This is a genomic window from Achromobacter maghribensis, assembly GCF_057334215.1.
The window spans coordinates 1-14,957 of the sequence record NZ_JBHFII010000022.1; the positions used below are offsets into that span (position 1 = coordinate 1).

The 14,957-nt window shown below is 64.9% G+C and carries 14 protein-coding genes and 1 pseudogene; 8 read left to right on the forward strand and 7 right to left on the reverse strand.

The genetic code is table 11. The features are described 5' to 3' along the window. The 3 genes from ACE039_RS09320 to ACE039_RS09330 form a co-directional block, all read right to left on the reverse strand. A partial coding sequence (locus ACE039_RS09320) for an HAD hydrolase-like protein (protein ID WP_485822202.1) occupies positions 1 to 500 on the reverse strand: 500 nt, incomplete at its 3' end. Between the two features lie 29 nt (positions 501 to 529). Further along, entirely contained in the window at positions 530 to 1,096 is a 567-nt protein-coding gene (locus tag ACE039_RS09325) for a hypothetical protein (RefSeq protein WP_105555937.1), read from the reverse strand. A 35-nt stretch (positions 1,097 to 1,131) separates the two neighbouring features. Then, positions 1,132 to 1,719, reverse strand: coding sequence for an LOG family protein (locus tag ACE039_RS09330; RefSeq protein ID WP_105555938.1), 588 nt, complete (start codon positions 1,717 to 1,719; stop codon positions 1,132 to 1,134). A gap of 229 nt (positions 1,720 to 1,948) precedes the next feature. On the opposite strand from ACE039_RS09330, the gene ACE039_RS09335 reads away from it, so the two are divergent. After that, positions 1,949 to 2,509 (forward strand): ferritin-like domain-containing protein, encoded by a 561-nt coding sequence (locus ACE039_RS09335; RefSeq protein ID WP_105555939.1) that lies wholly within the window; start codon positions 1,949 to 1,951, stop codon positions 2,507 to 2,509. A gap of 82 nt (positions 2,510 to 2,591) precedes the next feature. Here the strand turns inward: ACE039_RS09335 and rimO are convergent, their stop codons facing one another. From rimO to ACE039_RS09350, 3 genes are all read right to left on the reverse strand, one after another. After that, on the reverse strand, positions 2,592 to 3,938 hold the full coding sequence (gene rimO, locus ACE039_RS09340; protein ID WP_105555988.1) for a 30S ribosomal protein S12 methylthiotransferase RimO: 1,347 nt from the start codon (positions 3,936 to 3,938) through the stop codon (positions 2,592 to 2,594). Between the two features lie 148 nt (positions 3,939 to 4,086). After that, positions 4,087 to 4,338 carry a helix-turn-helix domain-containing protein gene (locus tag ACE039_RS09345; RefSeq protein WP_448708194.1) on the reverse strand — a complete coding sequence of 84 codons (252 nt, stop codon included), beginning with the start codon at positions 4,336 to 4,338 and terminating at the stop codon, positions 4,087 to 4,089. Between the two features lie 190 nt (positions 4,339 to 4,528). Further along, positions 4,529 to 5,161 (reverse strand): LysE family translocator, encoded by a 633-nt coding sequence (locus tag ACE039_RS09350; RefSeq protein ID WP_485822203.1) that lies wholly within the window; start codon positions 5,159 to 5,161, stop codon positions 4,529 to 4,531. A gap of 97 nt (positions 5,162 to 5,258) precedes the next feature. Here ACE039_RS09350 and rsmB point away from each other — a divergent pair, with 97 nt between their 5' ends. The 7 genes from rsmB (at position 5,259) to ACE039_RS09385 (ending at position 14,721) form a co-directional block, all read left to right on the forward strand. Further along, entirely contained in the window at positions 5,259 to 6,596 is a 1,338-nt protein-coding gene (rsmB, locus tag ACE039_RS09355; protein WP_485822204.1) for a 16S rRNA (cytosine(967)-C(5))-methyltransferase RsmB, read from the forward strand. Between the two features lie 39 nt (positions 6,597 to 6,635). Continuing rightward, positions 6,636 to 7,226, forward strand: coding sequence for a DUF4390 domain-containing protein (locus ACE039_RS09360; RefSeq protein WP_448708190.1), 591 nt, complete (start codon positions 6,636 to 6,638; stop codon positions 7,224 to 7,226). Further along, positions 7,223 to 9,538, forward strand: coding sequence for a sensor histidine kinase (locus ACE039_RS09365; protein WP_448708189.1), 2,316 nt, complete (start codon positions 7,223 to 7,225; stop codon positions 9,536 to 9,538). The genes ACE039_RS09360 and ACE039_RS09365 overlap by 4 nt, the downstream gene beginning before the upstream one ends. Before the next feature lie 11 nt (positions 9,539 to 9,549). Next, complete coding sequence (locus ACE039_RS09370; protein WP_105555945.1) at positions 9,550 to 10,242, forward strand: response regulator; 693 nt, start codon at positions 9,550 to 9,552, stop codon at positions 10,240 to 10,242. After that, a complete protein-coding gene (gene trkA, locus ACE039_RS09375) occupies positions 10,239 to 11,618 on the forward strand; it encodes a Trk system potassium transporter TrkA (protein WP_448708187.1) in 1,380 nt (459 codons plus the stop codon). Before ACE039_RS09370 ends, trkA begins: the two co-directional genes overlap by 4 nt. Positions 11,619 to 11,682: 64 nt before the next feature. Further along, entirely contained in the window at positions 11,683 to 13,152 is a 1,470-nt protein-coding gene (locus ACE039_RS09380) for a TrkH family potassium uptake protein (RefSeq protein WP_485822205.1), read from the forward strand. A 327-nt stretch (positions 13,153 to 13,479) separates the two neighbouring features. Then, positions 13,480 to 14,721, forward strand: coding sequence for a YbdK family carboxylate-amine ligase (locus tag ACE039_RS09385; RefSeq protein ID WP_485822206.1), 1,242 nt, complete (start codon positions 13,480 to 13,482; stop codon positions 14,719 to 14,721). Between the two features lie 24 nt (positions 14,722 to 14,745). Here the strand turns inward: ACE039_RS09385 and ACE039_RS09390 are convergent. After that, positions 14,746 to 14,957 (reverse strand): annotated as a pseudogene (locus ACE039_RS09390) (methyltransferase domain-containing protein); the annotation flags it as partial.

The window sequence follows — 14,957 nt, forward strand, 5'->3', positions numbered from 1 at the left end:
GCGTCGATGTCGCGCATTTCGTCGCCCACCAGCAGGAAGCGGGCGGGGGCGACCTCGTGGCGGCGCATCAGGCGGTCGATCTTGGCAGCCTTGCCGAACAGGTCGGTGCCGCATTCGTAGTCGTCGAACAGCGCGGTGGCATCCGGGCCCAGCACGCGCTGCACGTTCTCGATGGAATTCGAGCTGATCACGGCTAACCGCAGTCCACCGGCCTTCAGGCGCGCGAGCACCTCGGGAATGCCGTCGAACAGGTGCACGCTGGGATCGATGTCCTGCATCAGGGTGCGCACGTGCGACATGATCGCCGGCAGCTTCCACAGCGGTATCCCCAGATACTTCAGGATGTCGGCGGCTTCGCGGTGGCGCAGGTTTTCGCGCTCCGACAAGTCGATCTTGCGGAAGCCGTATTTATCGGCCACGGTGTTCAGGATGGAATTGAACCAGGGCATGGTGTCCGCCAGGGTTCCGTCAAAATCAAAAGCGGCGATGTCGTATTTCAAGTGGGATCCAGTAGACGGCGCAGGCGTGGCTACAAGCCGTTGGGGTGAAGCAGATAGTGGACAACCGGCGCCAGGGCTTCCAGCGGCGGCGCGCTGGCCACGACGCGGGCGGCGTTCGTCCAGGGGTAATCCAGCGCCAGCAGCCAGCCGAAGACGGCGGCCGTGTCGCCCGGCGGCAGCGTCACCATGGTTTCGATCGTGATGGTGAGGTCCGTGGCGCGGTATGGGGAGGCCTGGAATTTCCAGTCGTACCGGCCGCAGCCCACACGCACGTTGCCGGTGGCCTTCTCGGTCATGGCCACGATCCAGTCGCATTGGTAGTCGGGCAGACAGGCGTCCGGTGCCGGCCGCGACAGGTAGAACGTGTAGACGTTGTCGTAGGTCTGGCCGAACTTGCGCACCAGCGTGTCGGCGATTGCCGCCAGCCCATGCGATTCGGGGGGGAAGGCGATGGCTTGCGTGCGCAGCGCCATTTTCAGCACGGCGTTGTCTGCGAATGCCCGCGACATGTAGTGCGGGCGATTCTCGTCCTTGGCGTGAAAATAGTCGCGCAGGACGGACTCGGTGCTGGAAGGGGACAACGAATCGGGCATCATTGCGTAAGCTTCCGTTGGGTCATGGGAGGGCGGCTTCAGGCCTTGATGGGATCGAACCACTTCGAGACATTGGGCGCCTCGTAGATGGCATAGCGGTCCAGCAAAACGGCGGGGTCTTCTTCCACTACCAGCATGTCTCGATGCTGGGGGCGGATGAACGCTTCATCGACGGCATGGTCCACGAACTGCACCAGCGCGTCGTAGTATCCCGCGATGTTCAGCAGGCCGCAGGGCTTCTGGTGCATGTTCAACTGCGCCCAGGTCCAGACTTCGAAGAACTCTTCCAGCGTGCCGGCGCCGCCAGGCAGCGCGATGAATCCGTCGGCCTTTTCAATCATCATGGCCTTGCGCTCGTGCATATTCTGCACCAGATGCAGTTCGGTCAGGCCGCGGTGCGCTTGTTCCTTCTTTTGCAGTAGCTCGGGTATGACCCCGATCACGCGGCCGCCGCCAGCCAGCACTTCATTGGCCACGACGCCCATGATGCCGACCACCGATCCGCCGTACACCAGGCCCAGGTCCCGCTTGACCAGTTCGCGCGCCAGCACGCGGGCCTGTTCGATGTAGTCCGGGCGGGAGCCCGGATTCGAGCCGCAATACACGCAAATGTTCTTCAGAGTCATAAAAGGTCGGAGATGGCCGTCCCGTTACAGATTGCGTCACGGGCTTTTCGGGAAGCCGATAGTTTACGCAAGGTTTGGCCAGGGGTTTATTGCCCGGGGGGCGCGCCCAAACCCGGTGGAACGCAATGTTTGGACACAGCACGATCCGCCATGACCGGTAGACTGGGTTGTTCGGTACGACTGGAAATCCAGCGTCGTAGTGCTTTCACTAACCCGAGGAGCTAACGATATGGAACACGCAACCCGAACCCCCCAGAACACGAGCCGCCCTTTCGACATGGACGTGAAGGCCATTCGCGCCAAGGCGCGCCAGGACATCGAATCGGGCGCCGTGACGGACACCTACCGCGCGGACCGGCAAACGGTGCTGAAACTGCTGAACGAAGCACTGGCCACCGAGATCGTCTGTGTGTTGCGCTATAAGCGCCACTTCTTCATGGCCCGCGGCCTGAACGCGGAACCGGTGGCGGCGGAATTCGCCGAACACGCCACGCAAGAGCAGGATCACGCCGACCGCCTGGCCGAGCGCATCGTGCAGCTGGGCGGCGAGCCGAACCTGTCGCCCAAGGGACTCTTGGAGCGCAGCCATTCGGAATATGTCGAAGGCAACACGCTGGAAGAGATGATCAAGGAAAACCTGATCGCCGAACGGATCGCCATCGATAGCTACCGCCAGATGATCGAATACATCGGCGAACAGGACTCCACCACGCGCCGTCTGCTGGAAGAGATCCTGGCGGTGGAAGAAGAGCACGCCGACGACCTGTCGGACTTCCTGGCAAAGGCGTAGAAGGGCAGCGCTAAAAAAAACCCGGCCTCGCAAGGCCGGGTTTTGCGTTGCGGCGGCGGCCAGCGGGCCGCCCCTGCTTCGATCAGATCGCGTCGCCCCAGAGGTCGTATTCGTCCGAATCGGTGATGCGCACGCGCACCATGTCGCCCGCCTTCAACGGCTTGTCCGAGCTGACATAGACGCAGCCGTCGATCTCGGGCGCGTCGGCGCTGCTGCGGCCCACGGCGCCATCTTCGTCCACTTCATCGATCAGCACGTCGATCTCGCGGCCCACCTTGCGAGCCAGGCGCGCGGTCGAGATGCCTTGCTGCAATTCCATGAAGCGTTCCCAACGGTCTTGCTTCACGTCGTCCGGCACGGGATTGTCCAGCAGGTTCGCGGGCGCGCCTTCCACCGGCGAATACTGGAAACAGCCCACGCGGTCCAACTGCGCTTCCTGCATCCAGTCCAGCAGGTACTGGAAGTCTTCTTCGGTTTCGCCGGGGAAGCCGACGATGAAGGTCGAACGGATGGTCAGGTCGGGACAGATCTCGCGCCAGCGCTTGATGCGCGCCAGGGTCTTGTCTTCGAACGCCGGGCGTTTCATGGCCTTCAGGATGCGCGGGCTGGCGTGCTGGAACGGGATGTCCAGGTACGGCAGGATCTTGCCTTCCGCCATCAGCGGAATCACTTCGTCCACGTGCGGGTACGGATACACGTAGTGCAGGCGCGTCCAGATGCCCATTTCGGACAAGGCCAGACAGAGTTCGGTCATGCGGGTCTTGACCGGCCGGCCGTTCCAGAAGCCGCTGCGGTACTTCACGTCCACGCCATACGCGCTGGTGTCTTGCGAGATCACCAGCATTTCCTTCACGCCGGCCTTGACCAGGCGCTCGGCTTCGCTCAGCACGTCGCCCACCGGGCGGCTGACCAGGTCGCCGCGCATCGACGGGATGATGCAGAAGCTGCAGCGGTGATTACAGCCTTCGGAGATCTTCAGGTAGGCGTAGTGGCGCGGCGTAAGCTTGACGCCCTGCGGAGGCACCAGGTCCAGATAGGGGTTGTGGTCTTTCTTGGGCGGGGCGGCGTCGTGCACGGCGCGCACCACCTCTTCATATTGCTGGGGACCGGTCACCGACAGCACGCTGGGGTGCACCTGGCGGATCACCGATTCCTCGACGCCCATGCAGCCGGTGACGATGACCTTGCCGTTCTCGGCCAGCGCTTCGCCGATGGCTTCCAGCGATTCGGCCTTGGCGCTGTCGATGAATCCACAGGTGTTGACGACGACGACATCCGCATCGTTGTATTCGGGCGTGACTTCGTACCCTTCGGTGCGCAGTTGGGTCAGGATCCGTTCGGAGTCGACCAAAGCTTTGGGACAGCCCAGCGACACGAACCCCACGCGCGGCGCGCGGCCCGGATCGGCGCCCTGGGCCGCAGCCGTGATGGCGTCAAGCGTCGAGCTGCTGCCACTGCTGGCGGAAGTGCCGGCGCCTTTGCCGGGCCGGGATTGTTCAAGAATTTCCAATCTAGTTCACCGTAGGTTCGCGCACCGGCTGTTGCGGTGCGGCGGGGTATTCGTCAGGTATTCGGGTTCAGGCGGGTTTGCCTGTCTGGCGGGGTGGCAGGTCGCGTAGCGTTTCGGGGTGGAGAATGGCCACTTGCAGCAGGGTCTGAGCGGCGCCGGACGGATGGCGGCGGCCCTGTTCCCAGTCCTGCAAGGTACGTACGCTCACGCCCAATAATTCCGCGAAATCCGCTTGCGGCAAACCGACGCGGCTGCGCGCTTCGCTGATATGTGATGCCTGCCACCGGGCGGGAGGCGCCGGTGGAGCTGCTTTCTTCATGACTCGTTCAAATTTACGGGCAGCGCCGCTTCTTGCCATCGCTTGGGTTCATGCGATGCGCCGGGAGCAGCAACTGCGGGGAAGCCGGGAATTATACGGCAATGCCGTAGGGCGCGATAGCAAACCGTGCCTTTCGTCACCAGAAAGCGCCTGGCTATCGAAAGCCCCGGGCTCCGTGACGCGGTGCTTTTTACGGCGCCCCGCGCCGGTACAGCGCCAGCGTGCCCGCCAGCCCGATCATCAAGCTGCCGCAGACGCGGTTCAGCCAGCGCAGGCCCGACCCCTGGAAGGCGCGCACCAGTTGAGCGCCCAGGGCGGCGTAGACCAGCATCGTCAAGATATTGATGGTGGCCAGGACGCAGGCCACGATGGCGTACTGGGTCGCCAGCGGCGCTTGCGGGTCGATGAACTGGGGCAAAAAGGCCGACATGAACAGCAGCGCCTTGGGGTTGGTCAGCGCCACCATGAAGCTGCGCAGCCCCAGCGACAGGCCCACGGGCCGGTCCGTCCCGGGCGCGGCCGACGGCAGGATCAGCGCCGCGTCCGAGCGCAGCATCTTCCAGCCCAGATAAGCCAGATACACCGCGCCCACCCATTTGATGAGCTGAAAGGCGACTTCGGACGCTGCCAGCACCACGCCCAGGCCCGAGGCCACCGCGCCGACCAGGATCAGGTCCGCCAGGACCGCGCCGGCCATCCCCCAGCCCGCGGCGCGCACGCCGTGGCGCGAGCCGTTGCTCAGGGCCAGCAGGGTCGTCGGGCCCGGCGTCACGATGGCGACGGCGGAGGCCAGGATGAACAGCAGCAGCGTGGCGGTAGTCATAGGGGAAAGCGCTCCAGGCGAGGGGCCAGTTTGACGCGCGCGCCGCCATTCGTCCAGGTCCGGCTACCATATCGGTCTTATCCTCTGAATTTCCACCATGTCCACGCGTTCCGACTCCCCCCATCTGGCCCCCCCGCTTTCCTCCGTTCTTCTTTCCAGCGCGGGGGTGGTCGAGGGCGTGCTGGACGGCCGTTCCCTGACGGACGCGTTGACCGACGTAAGTTCCGCCCTGCGCCCGGCCACCCAGGCCGTGTCGTTCCATGCGATGCGGTATCTGGGCTGGGCCGACGCCGTTGGCCGCGAGCTCGTCCAGCGCTATCCCAGTGTGCTGTTCGAATCGCTGTTGCTGGTGTCCCTGACCCTGCTGAAAGAAGAGGGCGAGGCCGCCGCCGCGCTGCCCGGCATGCCGGTGTACGCGCCGCATACGGTGGTGGACCAGGCCGTGACGGCCGCCTCCAATACCCGCGCCCTGGCGTCCTTCAAGGGCATGCTCAACGCCTGCCTGCGCCGCTTCCTGCGCGAGCGGGCGGCATTGGAAGCCGCGGTCGCCGACAGCCCCGAGGCCCAATGGAACCACCCCGGCTGGTGGGTCAAGCAGCTGGGCGTGGCGTATCCGCAAGAATGGCGCGAGATCCTGGCCTCGGCCAACGTGCCGGCCCCGCTGACGCTGCGCGTGAACCGCCGCCGCGCCAGCCGCGAACAGGTGCTGGCGGCCTTCCAGGACGCCGGCCTGTCGGCGGAACCCGTGGGCCAGGCCGGTCTGGTGATGAGCAGCCCCAAGCCCGTGACCCAATTGCCCGGCTTCGCCGAAGGGTGGTGGTCGGTGCAGGACGCCGGCGCGCAACTGGCGGCCGAATTGCTGGCGCCGGCCGACGGCATGCGCGTGCTGGACGCCTGCTCGGCGCCCGGCGGCAAGACCGCCCACCTGCTGGAATTGGCCGATATCGACCTCGTGGCGCTGGACGCGGACGGCGAACGGCTGGAACGCGTGGAACAGAATCTGGACCGCCTGGGCCTGGCAAGCAGCCGCGTCCAGCTGGAGGCCGCCGACGCATCCGACCTGGACGCCTGGTGGGACGGCAAGCCCTTTGACGCGGTGCTGGCGGACGTGCCCTGCACGGCGTCGGGCATCGTGCGCCGCCACCCCGACATCCGCTGGCTGCGCCGCGAAAACGATGTGCGCCGCACGGCCACCCTGCAGGCCAAGCTCCTGGATGCGCTGTGGCAGACGGTCGCGCCCGGCGGCCGCCTGCTCTATGTGACGTGTTCGGTCTTCCCGATCGAAGGCGCGCGCCAGGCGCTGGAGTTCCTGCAACGGCATCCTGAGGCCCAGCGGCTGGACGCGCCGGGCCAATTGCTGCCTGTTGCGCTCGATGCAACACCGGCCGCCCAACATGACGGGTTTTTCTACGCCTTGTTTGCCAAGCAGTCCTGAATCACCAAGAATAGGGGCATGACGGTGTTTCGGTGTCGTATGTCCATTATTTCGCGTTTATTTCTTGGGTTGTTGCTGGTATCCGCCTTGCTTTCCCTGGTGCCGGGCGGCGAAGCATATGGCGCCGAGCCTAAGGTTGTGCGGGTCGAGCCGGTCGTGCGCAACGGCCGCCTCGAGATTGACGCGGACATCGAATTCGAACTGAATCAGCAATTGCGGGACGCGGCCCAGCGCGGCGTCCCCCTCTATTTCACGGCCGACCTGACCATGACGCAGGAACGCTGGTGGTGGTTCGACAAGCCGCTGGTGGACGCGTCCCGCACGTGGCGCGTCGTCTATAACGCCTTGACCCGGCAATGGCGCGCCGGCGTGGGCGAACTTTCCTTCCCCGTGGCGTCGCTGGACGACGCCATGAGCGTCATCCGCCACATTCGCAATTGGTCGGTGGCTGACGCCGGCGACTTCGACGAAGGGGTGCTATACGGCGGCCAGCTGCGGCTGCGCCTGGACACCTCGCTCTTGCCCCGGCCGTTCCAGGTGAACGCCTTGAACAGCAGCTCATGGGCGCAGGGGACTCCCTGGACGGACTTCTCATTCACGCTGAGCGGCAAGGAGAAAGATCCCTCATGAGGCTGTTGCTCCGCCTGGCCCTGATGGTGGGTGCCGTAAGTGGCCTGGCGTTGCTGGGGTTGCTGGCATGGTCCACGGGCAATGCCTCGCGCTTTGCACGCTACTACGACACGCTGCTGGTGCTGAACGGCATTTTCGCCCTGGCGCTGTTCATCTGGGTGGTGGCGCTGACAGTGCGTCTGGCCCGCCAGATCCGGCGCCGGCAGTTTGGCGCCCGCCTGACGGCGCGCTTTTCGCTGGCATTCGCGCTGATCGGCGTGGTCCCCGGCGCCCTGATCTACACCGTCTCGGTGCAGTTCATGTCTCGCTCCATCGAATCCTGGTTCAACGTGCGGGTGGACACGGCGCTGGAGGCCGGGCTTAACCTGGGCCGCGCCGCGCTGGATTCGCTGCTGGCCGACCTGGATGCGCGCGCGCGCTCCATGGCCATGGAATTGAACCGCAGCACCGACAGCGGCGTGATGCTGGCCCTGACCCGGCTGCGCGAAACCAATGGCGTGCAAGAGGCCATGGTGTTCACGGGCAGCGGGCGCATGGTGGCGTTTTCCACCAGCCAATATGGCCAGTTGCTGCCCGCCATGCCGCCGTCGACGGTGATGAACCAGCTGCGGCTGGCGCGCGGCTATTCCGCGGCCGAAGCCGATGACCCCGTCACGGCGGGCGCCGAGGGCGGGCTGCACCTGCGCGTGGTGATTCCGCTGACGGGGCCCGACCGCTATGACAACCTGCTGGGCGCGGCGTCCGAACCGCGCTGGCTGCAATTGCTGCAGCCCGTGCCGGAACAGATCGCACACAACGCCAACCTGGTGCAGCAGGGTTTCCGCGACTATCAAGAACTTGCACTGTCCCGCCTGGGGCTGCGCAAGCTTTACGGCATCACGCTGACGCTGGCGCTGTTGCTTGCCGCGTTCGGCGCGATCGCGGTGGCGCTGTCGCTGTCCAAGCGCCTGGTGCGGCCGCTGCTGAGCCTGGCGGGCGGCACGCAGGCCGTGGGCGTGGGCGACTACCGGCCACTGCCCGAACCGCCCGAGCGCGACGAAGTCGGCCAGCTGACGCGGTCGTTCAACGCCATGACGCGGCAGTTGGACGAAGCCCGCCGCATGGTCGAAAGCAACCGCCAGCAGCTGGAGCGGTCCAACGTCTATCTGGAAAGCGTGCTGTCCAACCTGTCGTCCGGGGTGCTGGTTTTCGACGAATCGTTCCGCGTCACCACGGTCAACCAGGGCGCCCAGACGATCCTCGGGGTGGATCTTCGGTCGGTGATCGGCCGTCCGTTGGAAACCGTGGACGGCATGCTGGAATTCGCCAATATCGTGCGCCAGGCGTTTTCGACCCACGCGGCCGTGGGCTCGGAGCGCCAGCACTGGCAACAGCAGTTCGAAATCAGCCCGGCCCAGGGCGCCGCGTCCGCCCCACCCCAGCCGCTGACCCTGCTGGCGCGTGGCACCCACCTACGCGTGGATGGGCGGGGCAACGGCTATCTGGTGGTGTTTGACGATATTACCGAAGTGATTTCGGCCAACCGCACCGTGGCGTGGGGCGAAGTGGCCCGCCGGCTGGCGCACGAGATCAAGAACCCCCTGACCCCCATCCAGCTGTCGGCCGAGCGCCTGGCCATGAAGCTGGAAGGCAAGCTGCAACCCACCGAAGCGCAGATCGTCACGCGCTCCACCAACACCATCGTCAGCCAGGTGGCCTCGCTCAAGCAGATGGTGGATGATTTCCGCGAGTATGCCCGCACGCCGCCGGCCGTCATGCAGCGCATCGATTTCAACGCGCTGGTGGCCGACGTGCTGTCGCTGTATGGCTGGGAGCCGGACGGCGGTTCGTCCCGCCTGACCGGCAAGGCGCTGAATCTGGACGTGAACCTGGGGGCGGACCTGCCGGCGATCGAAGGCGATCCGACGCAGCTGCGCCAAGTGATCCACAACCTGATGTCCAACGCCCGCGACGCGATCGCCGAAATGGGCGGCGAGGGCAGGGTCAGCGTGACGACCCAACTCATGCGCAGCGAACAGCCCGACCGGGCCGATCAGCAGGCACTTAGATTTACCGTTGCCGACACCGGGCCGGGCTTCCCGCCGCAGGTGATGCAGCGCGCGTTCGAGCCCTACGTAACCACCAAGTCCCACGGGACTGGGTTAGGATTGGCAATCGTACGCAAGATTGTGGAAGAGCACGGCGGACGTATCGACCTTGCCAACCGCAAGGAAGGAGGCGCGCGGATTTCCATCTTGTTGACCCGGTTGGCTCCCGGGCCAGATACTATGGACGCGACCGCGCAAGAAAAGGATAATGCGGCTACGCAATAGGTGGATGCTTTATGGCCAGAATTCTGGTGGTTGACGACGAAGTCGGTATACGCGAGCTTTTGTCGGAGATCCTTTACGACGAAGGACACACGGTCGAACTGGCCGAAAACGCGGCGCAAGCGCGCGCCGCACGCCTTCGCATGCGTCCTGATCTGGTGTTGCTGGACATCTGGATGCCCGACACCGATGGCGTGAGCTTGCTGAAAGAGTGGGGCTCGCAAGGCCTGCTCGACATGCCCGTGATCATGATGAGCGGCCACGCCACCATCGATACGGCGGTCGAGGCCACGCGCATCGGCGCCATGGATTTCCTGGAAAAGCCCATCACGCTGCAACGGCTGCTGAAAACCGTAGCGGCGGGTTTGGCGCGCGGGCGTGCCCCGCATCCGGTGCCGGCCGCCGTGCATCCGGCCACTGCCAACGCCACCGTGGCGCTGGAAGACGAGCTGGATCCCCCCGCGGTGGTGGCCGCGCCCGCCAACGAAGTGCCCGTCACGTCCAACGGCCAACTGGGCAGCATTTCGCTGGACCAGCCGCTACGTGAAGCGCGCGACGAGTTCGAGCGCATCTATTTTGAATACCACCTGGTCCGCGAAAGCCACAGCATGACGCGCGTGTCCGAACGCACCGGGCTGGAACGCACCCACCTCTACCGCAAGCTCAAGCAATTGGGCATCGAGTCGGCGCGCAAGCGCAGCACATGAAGATCCTGATCATGGGCGCTGGTCGCGTAGGCACCAGCGTGGCCGAAAACCTGGTGTCCGAAGAAAACGACATCACCGTGGTGGATACCGACGCCACGCAACTTCGGTACTTGCAAGAGCATTTCGACCTGCGTGTCGTCCATGGAGATGGCTCGCAGGTGTCGGTGCTGGAAGCCGCCGGCGCGGCCGACACCGACTTGTTCATTGCCTGTGCGGCCTCCGACACCGCCAACATGGTGGCGTGCAAGATCGCCCGCCAGCTGTTCAACATCCCCCGCCGCATTGCCCGCATCCGCTCGGCCGAGTTTCCGGAACACCCGGAACTGATGAGCGAAGAGGGCTTTTGCATCGACGCCCTGATCAGCCCCGAACGCAGCGTCACCACCTATCTGCACAGCCTGATCGAATTCCCCGAGGCTTTGCAGGTCGTGGAATTCGCCGAAGGCCGCGTCTGCGTGGTGACCGTGCGGGTGGGGCATGGCAGCCCGATGGCGCATTCGTCCGTGGACAAGCTGCGCGACGTATGGCCCGACGTGAAGGCGCGCGTGATTGACGTGCTGCGCGGCGGCCGTCCGCTGCGGGCCGGCAGCGGCACGGTCATCGCCCCGGGCGACGAGGTCGTGCTGGTGGTGGATTCGCGCGATGCGCGCCGCGCCGTGCGCCAATTGCGTGAAGCCGAACGCGCCGTGCGACGCGTGATGATCGCGGGTGGCGGCAATATCGGCCTGCGCCTGGCGCGCCAGTTGGCCGAAGAAAAGTACAGCGTTCGCATCGTCGAACGCGACCTGAAGCGCTGCGAATACCTGGCGACCCAGCTGCCCGACAGCGTCCTGATCCTGCATGGCAGCGGCACGGACGAAGCCCTGCTGGAACGCGAGAACATCGAAGACATGGACACGTGGCTGGCGCTGACCAGCGACGACGAAGACAACATCATGTCGTCGCTGCTGGCCAAGCGCCTGGGCGCCCGCAAGGTGATCGCGCTGATCAACCGCCAGGCGTATGGCGAATTGATGCAGGGCAGCCACATCGATATCGCCGTGTCGCCGTCGCAGGCAACAATGAGCGAGCTGCTGCGCCACGTGCGCCGCGGCGACGTCGCGGCCGTGCATCGCCTGCGCCAGGGCGTGGCCGAGGCCCTGGAGGCCATCGCCCACGGCGACCGCTCGACCTCCAAGGTCGTGGGCCGGGCGGTGGGGCAGATCAGCCTGCCCAAGGGGGCCAGCATTGGCGCGCTGGTGCGTGGCGACGAGATCATCCTGCCGGATGCCGATACCGTGATCGAAACGGACGACCACGTGATCGTCTTCGTGCCGTCGCGCCGGCAGATGCCGCGCGTGGAAAAGCTGTTCCAAGTGTCGGCGTCGTTCTTCTGATGCGCGCCCACCCGGTGACCCACCCCATGCCCCGCCGCGGGCCACGCGCCGCAGGATAGCTCCCATGAAGCGCGTTCTGGCCACCCTTTATATCCTGGGCCTGACCATGGTGATGTTCGCCCTCACCATGCTGATCCCCTTGGTGGTCGCATACGTCGGGGGCGACGCCGCGCGTAGCGCCTTCTTGAATGGATTCTTGATTTCGATGGGTATCGGCGGTGCGATCGCCGCCGTGACGCGGCGCAGCCGCTGTGAATTGCGCGCTCGCGACGGCTTTGTGCTGGTGTCGGCGGTGTGGGCTGGCCTGCCGTTGCTGGCGGCGATCCCGCTACTGCTCTACTTCCACGGGGCGGGCTTGCCGCTGTCGTTCACCCTGGCTTATTTCGAAGCCATGTCGGGATTGACCACGACGGGGGCTACCGTGCTGACCAATCTTGACGGGTTGCCGGCGTCCATCAATTTATGGCGCGCTACGCTGGTCTGGATCGGTGGCATGGGAATCCTGGTGCTGGCAGTGGCGATTTTGCCCCTGCTTGGCGTGGGCGGTCATCAGGTAGTGCGGGCCGAGACGCCCGGTCCCATGAAGGACGAACGGCTGACGCCGCGTATCGCCAGCACCGCCAAGGCGTTGTACGCGGTCTACTTCGTGTTTTCGATACTCTGCTTCCTGGCGTATCGCGCGGTGGGCCTGTCGTGGTTCGAGGCGTGGTGCCACATGGCCACCACGATGGGGCTGGGGGGATTCTCCACGTGGGATGACGGCTTCGCGCATTTCGATTCCGTGGCGGTGGAAATGGTTGCCATGGTGTTTATGGTGATCGCCGGCATCAATTTCGCCACCCATTTCAACGCGTTCCGCCAGCGCAGCGCCAGCGCGTACATCCAATGCCCGCAAGCCATTCCCTACCTGGTGGTCGTGCTTGGCGCGGGCCTGGTGATTTCAGTGTTCCTGTATATCAAAGGCGTCTACGCCGAGCCGCTGGAAGCGTTGCGCTACGGCATGTTCAACACCATTTCCATGGCCACCACCACGGGTTACGCCAATACGGACTTTGCGCAGTGGCCCTTGTTCGCGCCGCTGACCATGCTGTTGCTGTCGGGCTTTGCCACGTCGGCCGGTTCCACAGGCGGGGGTATCAAGATGATCCGCGCCATTTTGCTGGTCAAGCAGGGGCGCAACGAACTGGTAACAATGTTGCATCCGCATGCGGTCAGCCCGGTGCGCATCAACGGCCGAGCGGTAGAAACGCGCACGATGTCGTCGGTGCTGGCTTTCATGCTGTTCTACGGCCTGTCCATTGCCGTCTTCACCAGCCTGCTGCTGCTATCGGGTTTGGACCCCATCACCGCGTTCTCGGCCATTTTCGCCACGATCAACAACACGGGGCCGGGCCTTGGGCCGGTCGGACCCATGGGCAATTTTTCCGTGTTGTCCGATTTCCAGATCTGGGTCTGCACCTTCGCCATGCTGATCGGGCGTCTGGAACTGCTGACCGTCCTGGTGCTCTTCACGCCGATTTTCTGGCGCAAATAAGGGCCACCGGGCTCGAAAAATCATAAGGGATAACCCTGATCAGGGTTATCCCACCCCCTCTCGAAAACCGCTTCCCGACTGCGATTCCGGCGGCCATCGGCTGGCAACCCGCGCCGTTTCTATGTTGTGAGCGCTCGCTCACTTCTCTTCAGAGGGCAAAACTGGATGCTTCGCGATGTTGCACACAAATGTCACGATTTTCAATCGTTTTGCCACAAACCTGCGGCTATCATGCGTTCACAAGTCGCCGTCTAGCACCCCCCGGGAAGTTACCGGGCTTCAAGGTCGAACGGTGCGTCCCTCATCAAACATTCAAAGGAGTCCGAGATGGAACAGATCCCGTTCATTTCGTCGGCCCCCAACACCCTGGGCATCGAACTCGAGCTGCAACTGATCGACCCCCGCAGTTTTGATCTGACCGCAGCCTCTGACGAGCTGCTGGCCCAAATGGCCAACCATCCCATTGCCGACCGCGTTAAACCGGAAATCACGCGGTCCATGATCGAATTGAATTCCTCGGTGCACGAGCACCCCATGGGCCTTCTGGCCGAAATGCGCGAGATGCGCGACGCCCTGGTGGAAGCGGCCGATGCAGTCGGCGTGGCGGTTGCCGGCGGTGGCGCCCATCCCTTCATGCGCTGGCAAGAGCGTTCCATCTCGGATACCCCGCGGTTCCAGTACCTGGCCGAAATGTACGGTTACCTGGCGCGTCAATTTACGGTGTTCGGCCAACACATCCACCTGGGCGTGAAAAATGGCGACGACTCTATCAAACTGTTGCGCCGGCTTTCCCCCTACGTCCCGCACTTCATCGCGTTGTCGGCCTCGTCCCCGTATTGCGAGGGCGTCGACACCCTGTTTTCGTGCTCGCGCCTGAATGCGGTGAACAGCTTTCCGCTGGCCGGCCATATGCCACCCGACGTCAAGGACTGGTACCAGTTCGAGGCGCACCTGTCGCAACTGCGCGCCTACGGTCTGGCCGAGAGCATCAAGGACTTGTACTGGGACATCCGCCCCAAGCCGGAATTCGGCACGGTGGAGATCCGCGTGTGCGATACGCCGCTGACGGTGGAGCGCGCATGCCAGATCGCGGCCTTCGCCCAGGCCCTGGCGGTGTTGCTGATGCGCGAGGACGACCCGCATGACAACGCCTGGCTGTCTTACCGCAGCAACCACTTCCAGGCCTGCCGTTTTGGCCTGCAAGGCAGCTATGTCACGCCGGAAGGGCAGCGCCTGCGCCTGATGGACCATCTGCGCGCCTTGTTCCAGCGGCTGATGCCGGTGGCCGAAGAACTGGGCACGGGCGACATGATCGCCGCCCTGCGCGACGAAGCCATGCGCAGCGGCAACGATGCCCGGTGGCTGCGTAGCCAGTTCCACCGCCTGCGCGATCTGCCGCTGGTGGTGGACGCCATGACGCACACCTGGCGCGGCGAGCCGGCCGGGGCTGCCCCGGCGGAACCCACGGCGGTGCTGCGTCGGCGCATCCGCGCCAATTCGGAGCCCATGCAGCCCCTGTCGGTGTCTGAACCGGGGGTCAGCGTGCCCCTGCCCGAACGCCTGCACTGAGCGGCCCCGTGGCGGGGCCCCGATTCAAGGGGTTCCGCGGTGCCGGCCGCCGATCGCGCTGACGGATAGCCGGGTCTCTCCGGCGACCGTGCGGTGCGCGGCGGCGCGCCACGCGTGGCCATAGGCCACTTCGATACTCAAGGCGATCAGGCCGTCTGGCCGGCGCTGCGCTTCCAGCGCGGCGCACAGGCGGTCGCGCCAGTCGCGCCCGACCAGGCCGCCGCGGCGGCCCGCGG

Bases quoted from the DNA above. Each gene is read 5' to 3' on its own strand.
- ACE039_RS09365 (WP_448708189.1), top strand. From the start codon at position 7,223: ATGAGGCTGTTGCTCCGCCTGGCCCTGATGGTGGGTGCCGTAAGTGGC.
- ACE039_RS09325 (WP_105555937.1), bottom strand. From the start codon at position 1,096: ATGATGCCCGATTCGTTGTCCCCTTCCAGCACCGAGTCCGTCCTGCGC.
- ACE039_RS09360 (WP_448708190.1), top strand. From the start codon at position 6,636: ATGTCCATTATTTCGCGTTTATTTCTTGGGTTGTTGCTGGTATCCGCC.
- ACE039_RS09330 (WP_105555938.1), bottom strand. From the start codon at position 1,719: ATGACTCTGAAGAACATTTGCGTGTATTGCGGCTCGAATCCGGGCTCC.
- ACE039_RS09370 (WP_105555945.1), top strand. From the start codon at position 9,550: ATGGCCAGAATTCTGGTGGTTGACGACGAAGTCGGTATACGCGAGCTT.
- rsmB (WP_485822204.1), top strand. From the start codon at position 5,259: ATGTCCACGCGTTCCGACTCCCCCCATCTGGCCCCCCCGCTTTCCTCC.
- ACE039_RS09350 (WP_485822203.1), bottom strand. From the start codon at position 5,161: ATGACTACCGCCACGCTGCTGCTGTTCATCCTGGCCTCCGCCGTCGCC.
- trkA (WP_448708187.1), top strand. From the start codon at position 10,239: ATGAAGATCCTGATCATGGGCGCTGGTCGCGTAGGCACCAGCGTGGCC.
- ACE039_RS09335 (WP_105555939.1), top strand. From the start codon at position 1,949: ATGGAACACGCAACCCGAACCCCCCAGAACACGAGCCGCCCTTTCGAC.
- ACE039_RS09345 (WP_448708194.1), bottom strand. From the start codon at position 4,338: ATGAAGAAAGCAGCTCCACCGGCGCCTCCCGCCCGGTGGCAGGCATCA.
- ACE039_RS09380 (WP_485822205.1), top strand. From the start codon at position 11,683: ATGAAGCGCGTTCTGGCCACCCTTTATATCCTGGGCCTGACCATGGTG.
- ACE039_RS09385 (WP_485822206.1), top strand. From the start codon at position 13,480: ATGGAACAGATCCCGTTCATTTCGTCGGCCCCCAACACCCTGGGCATC.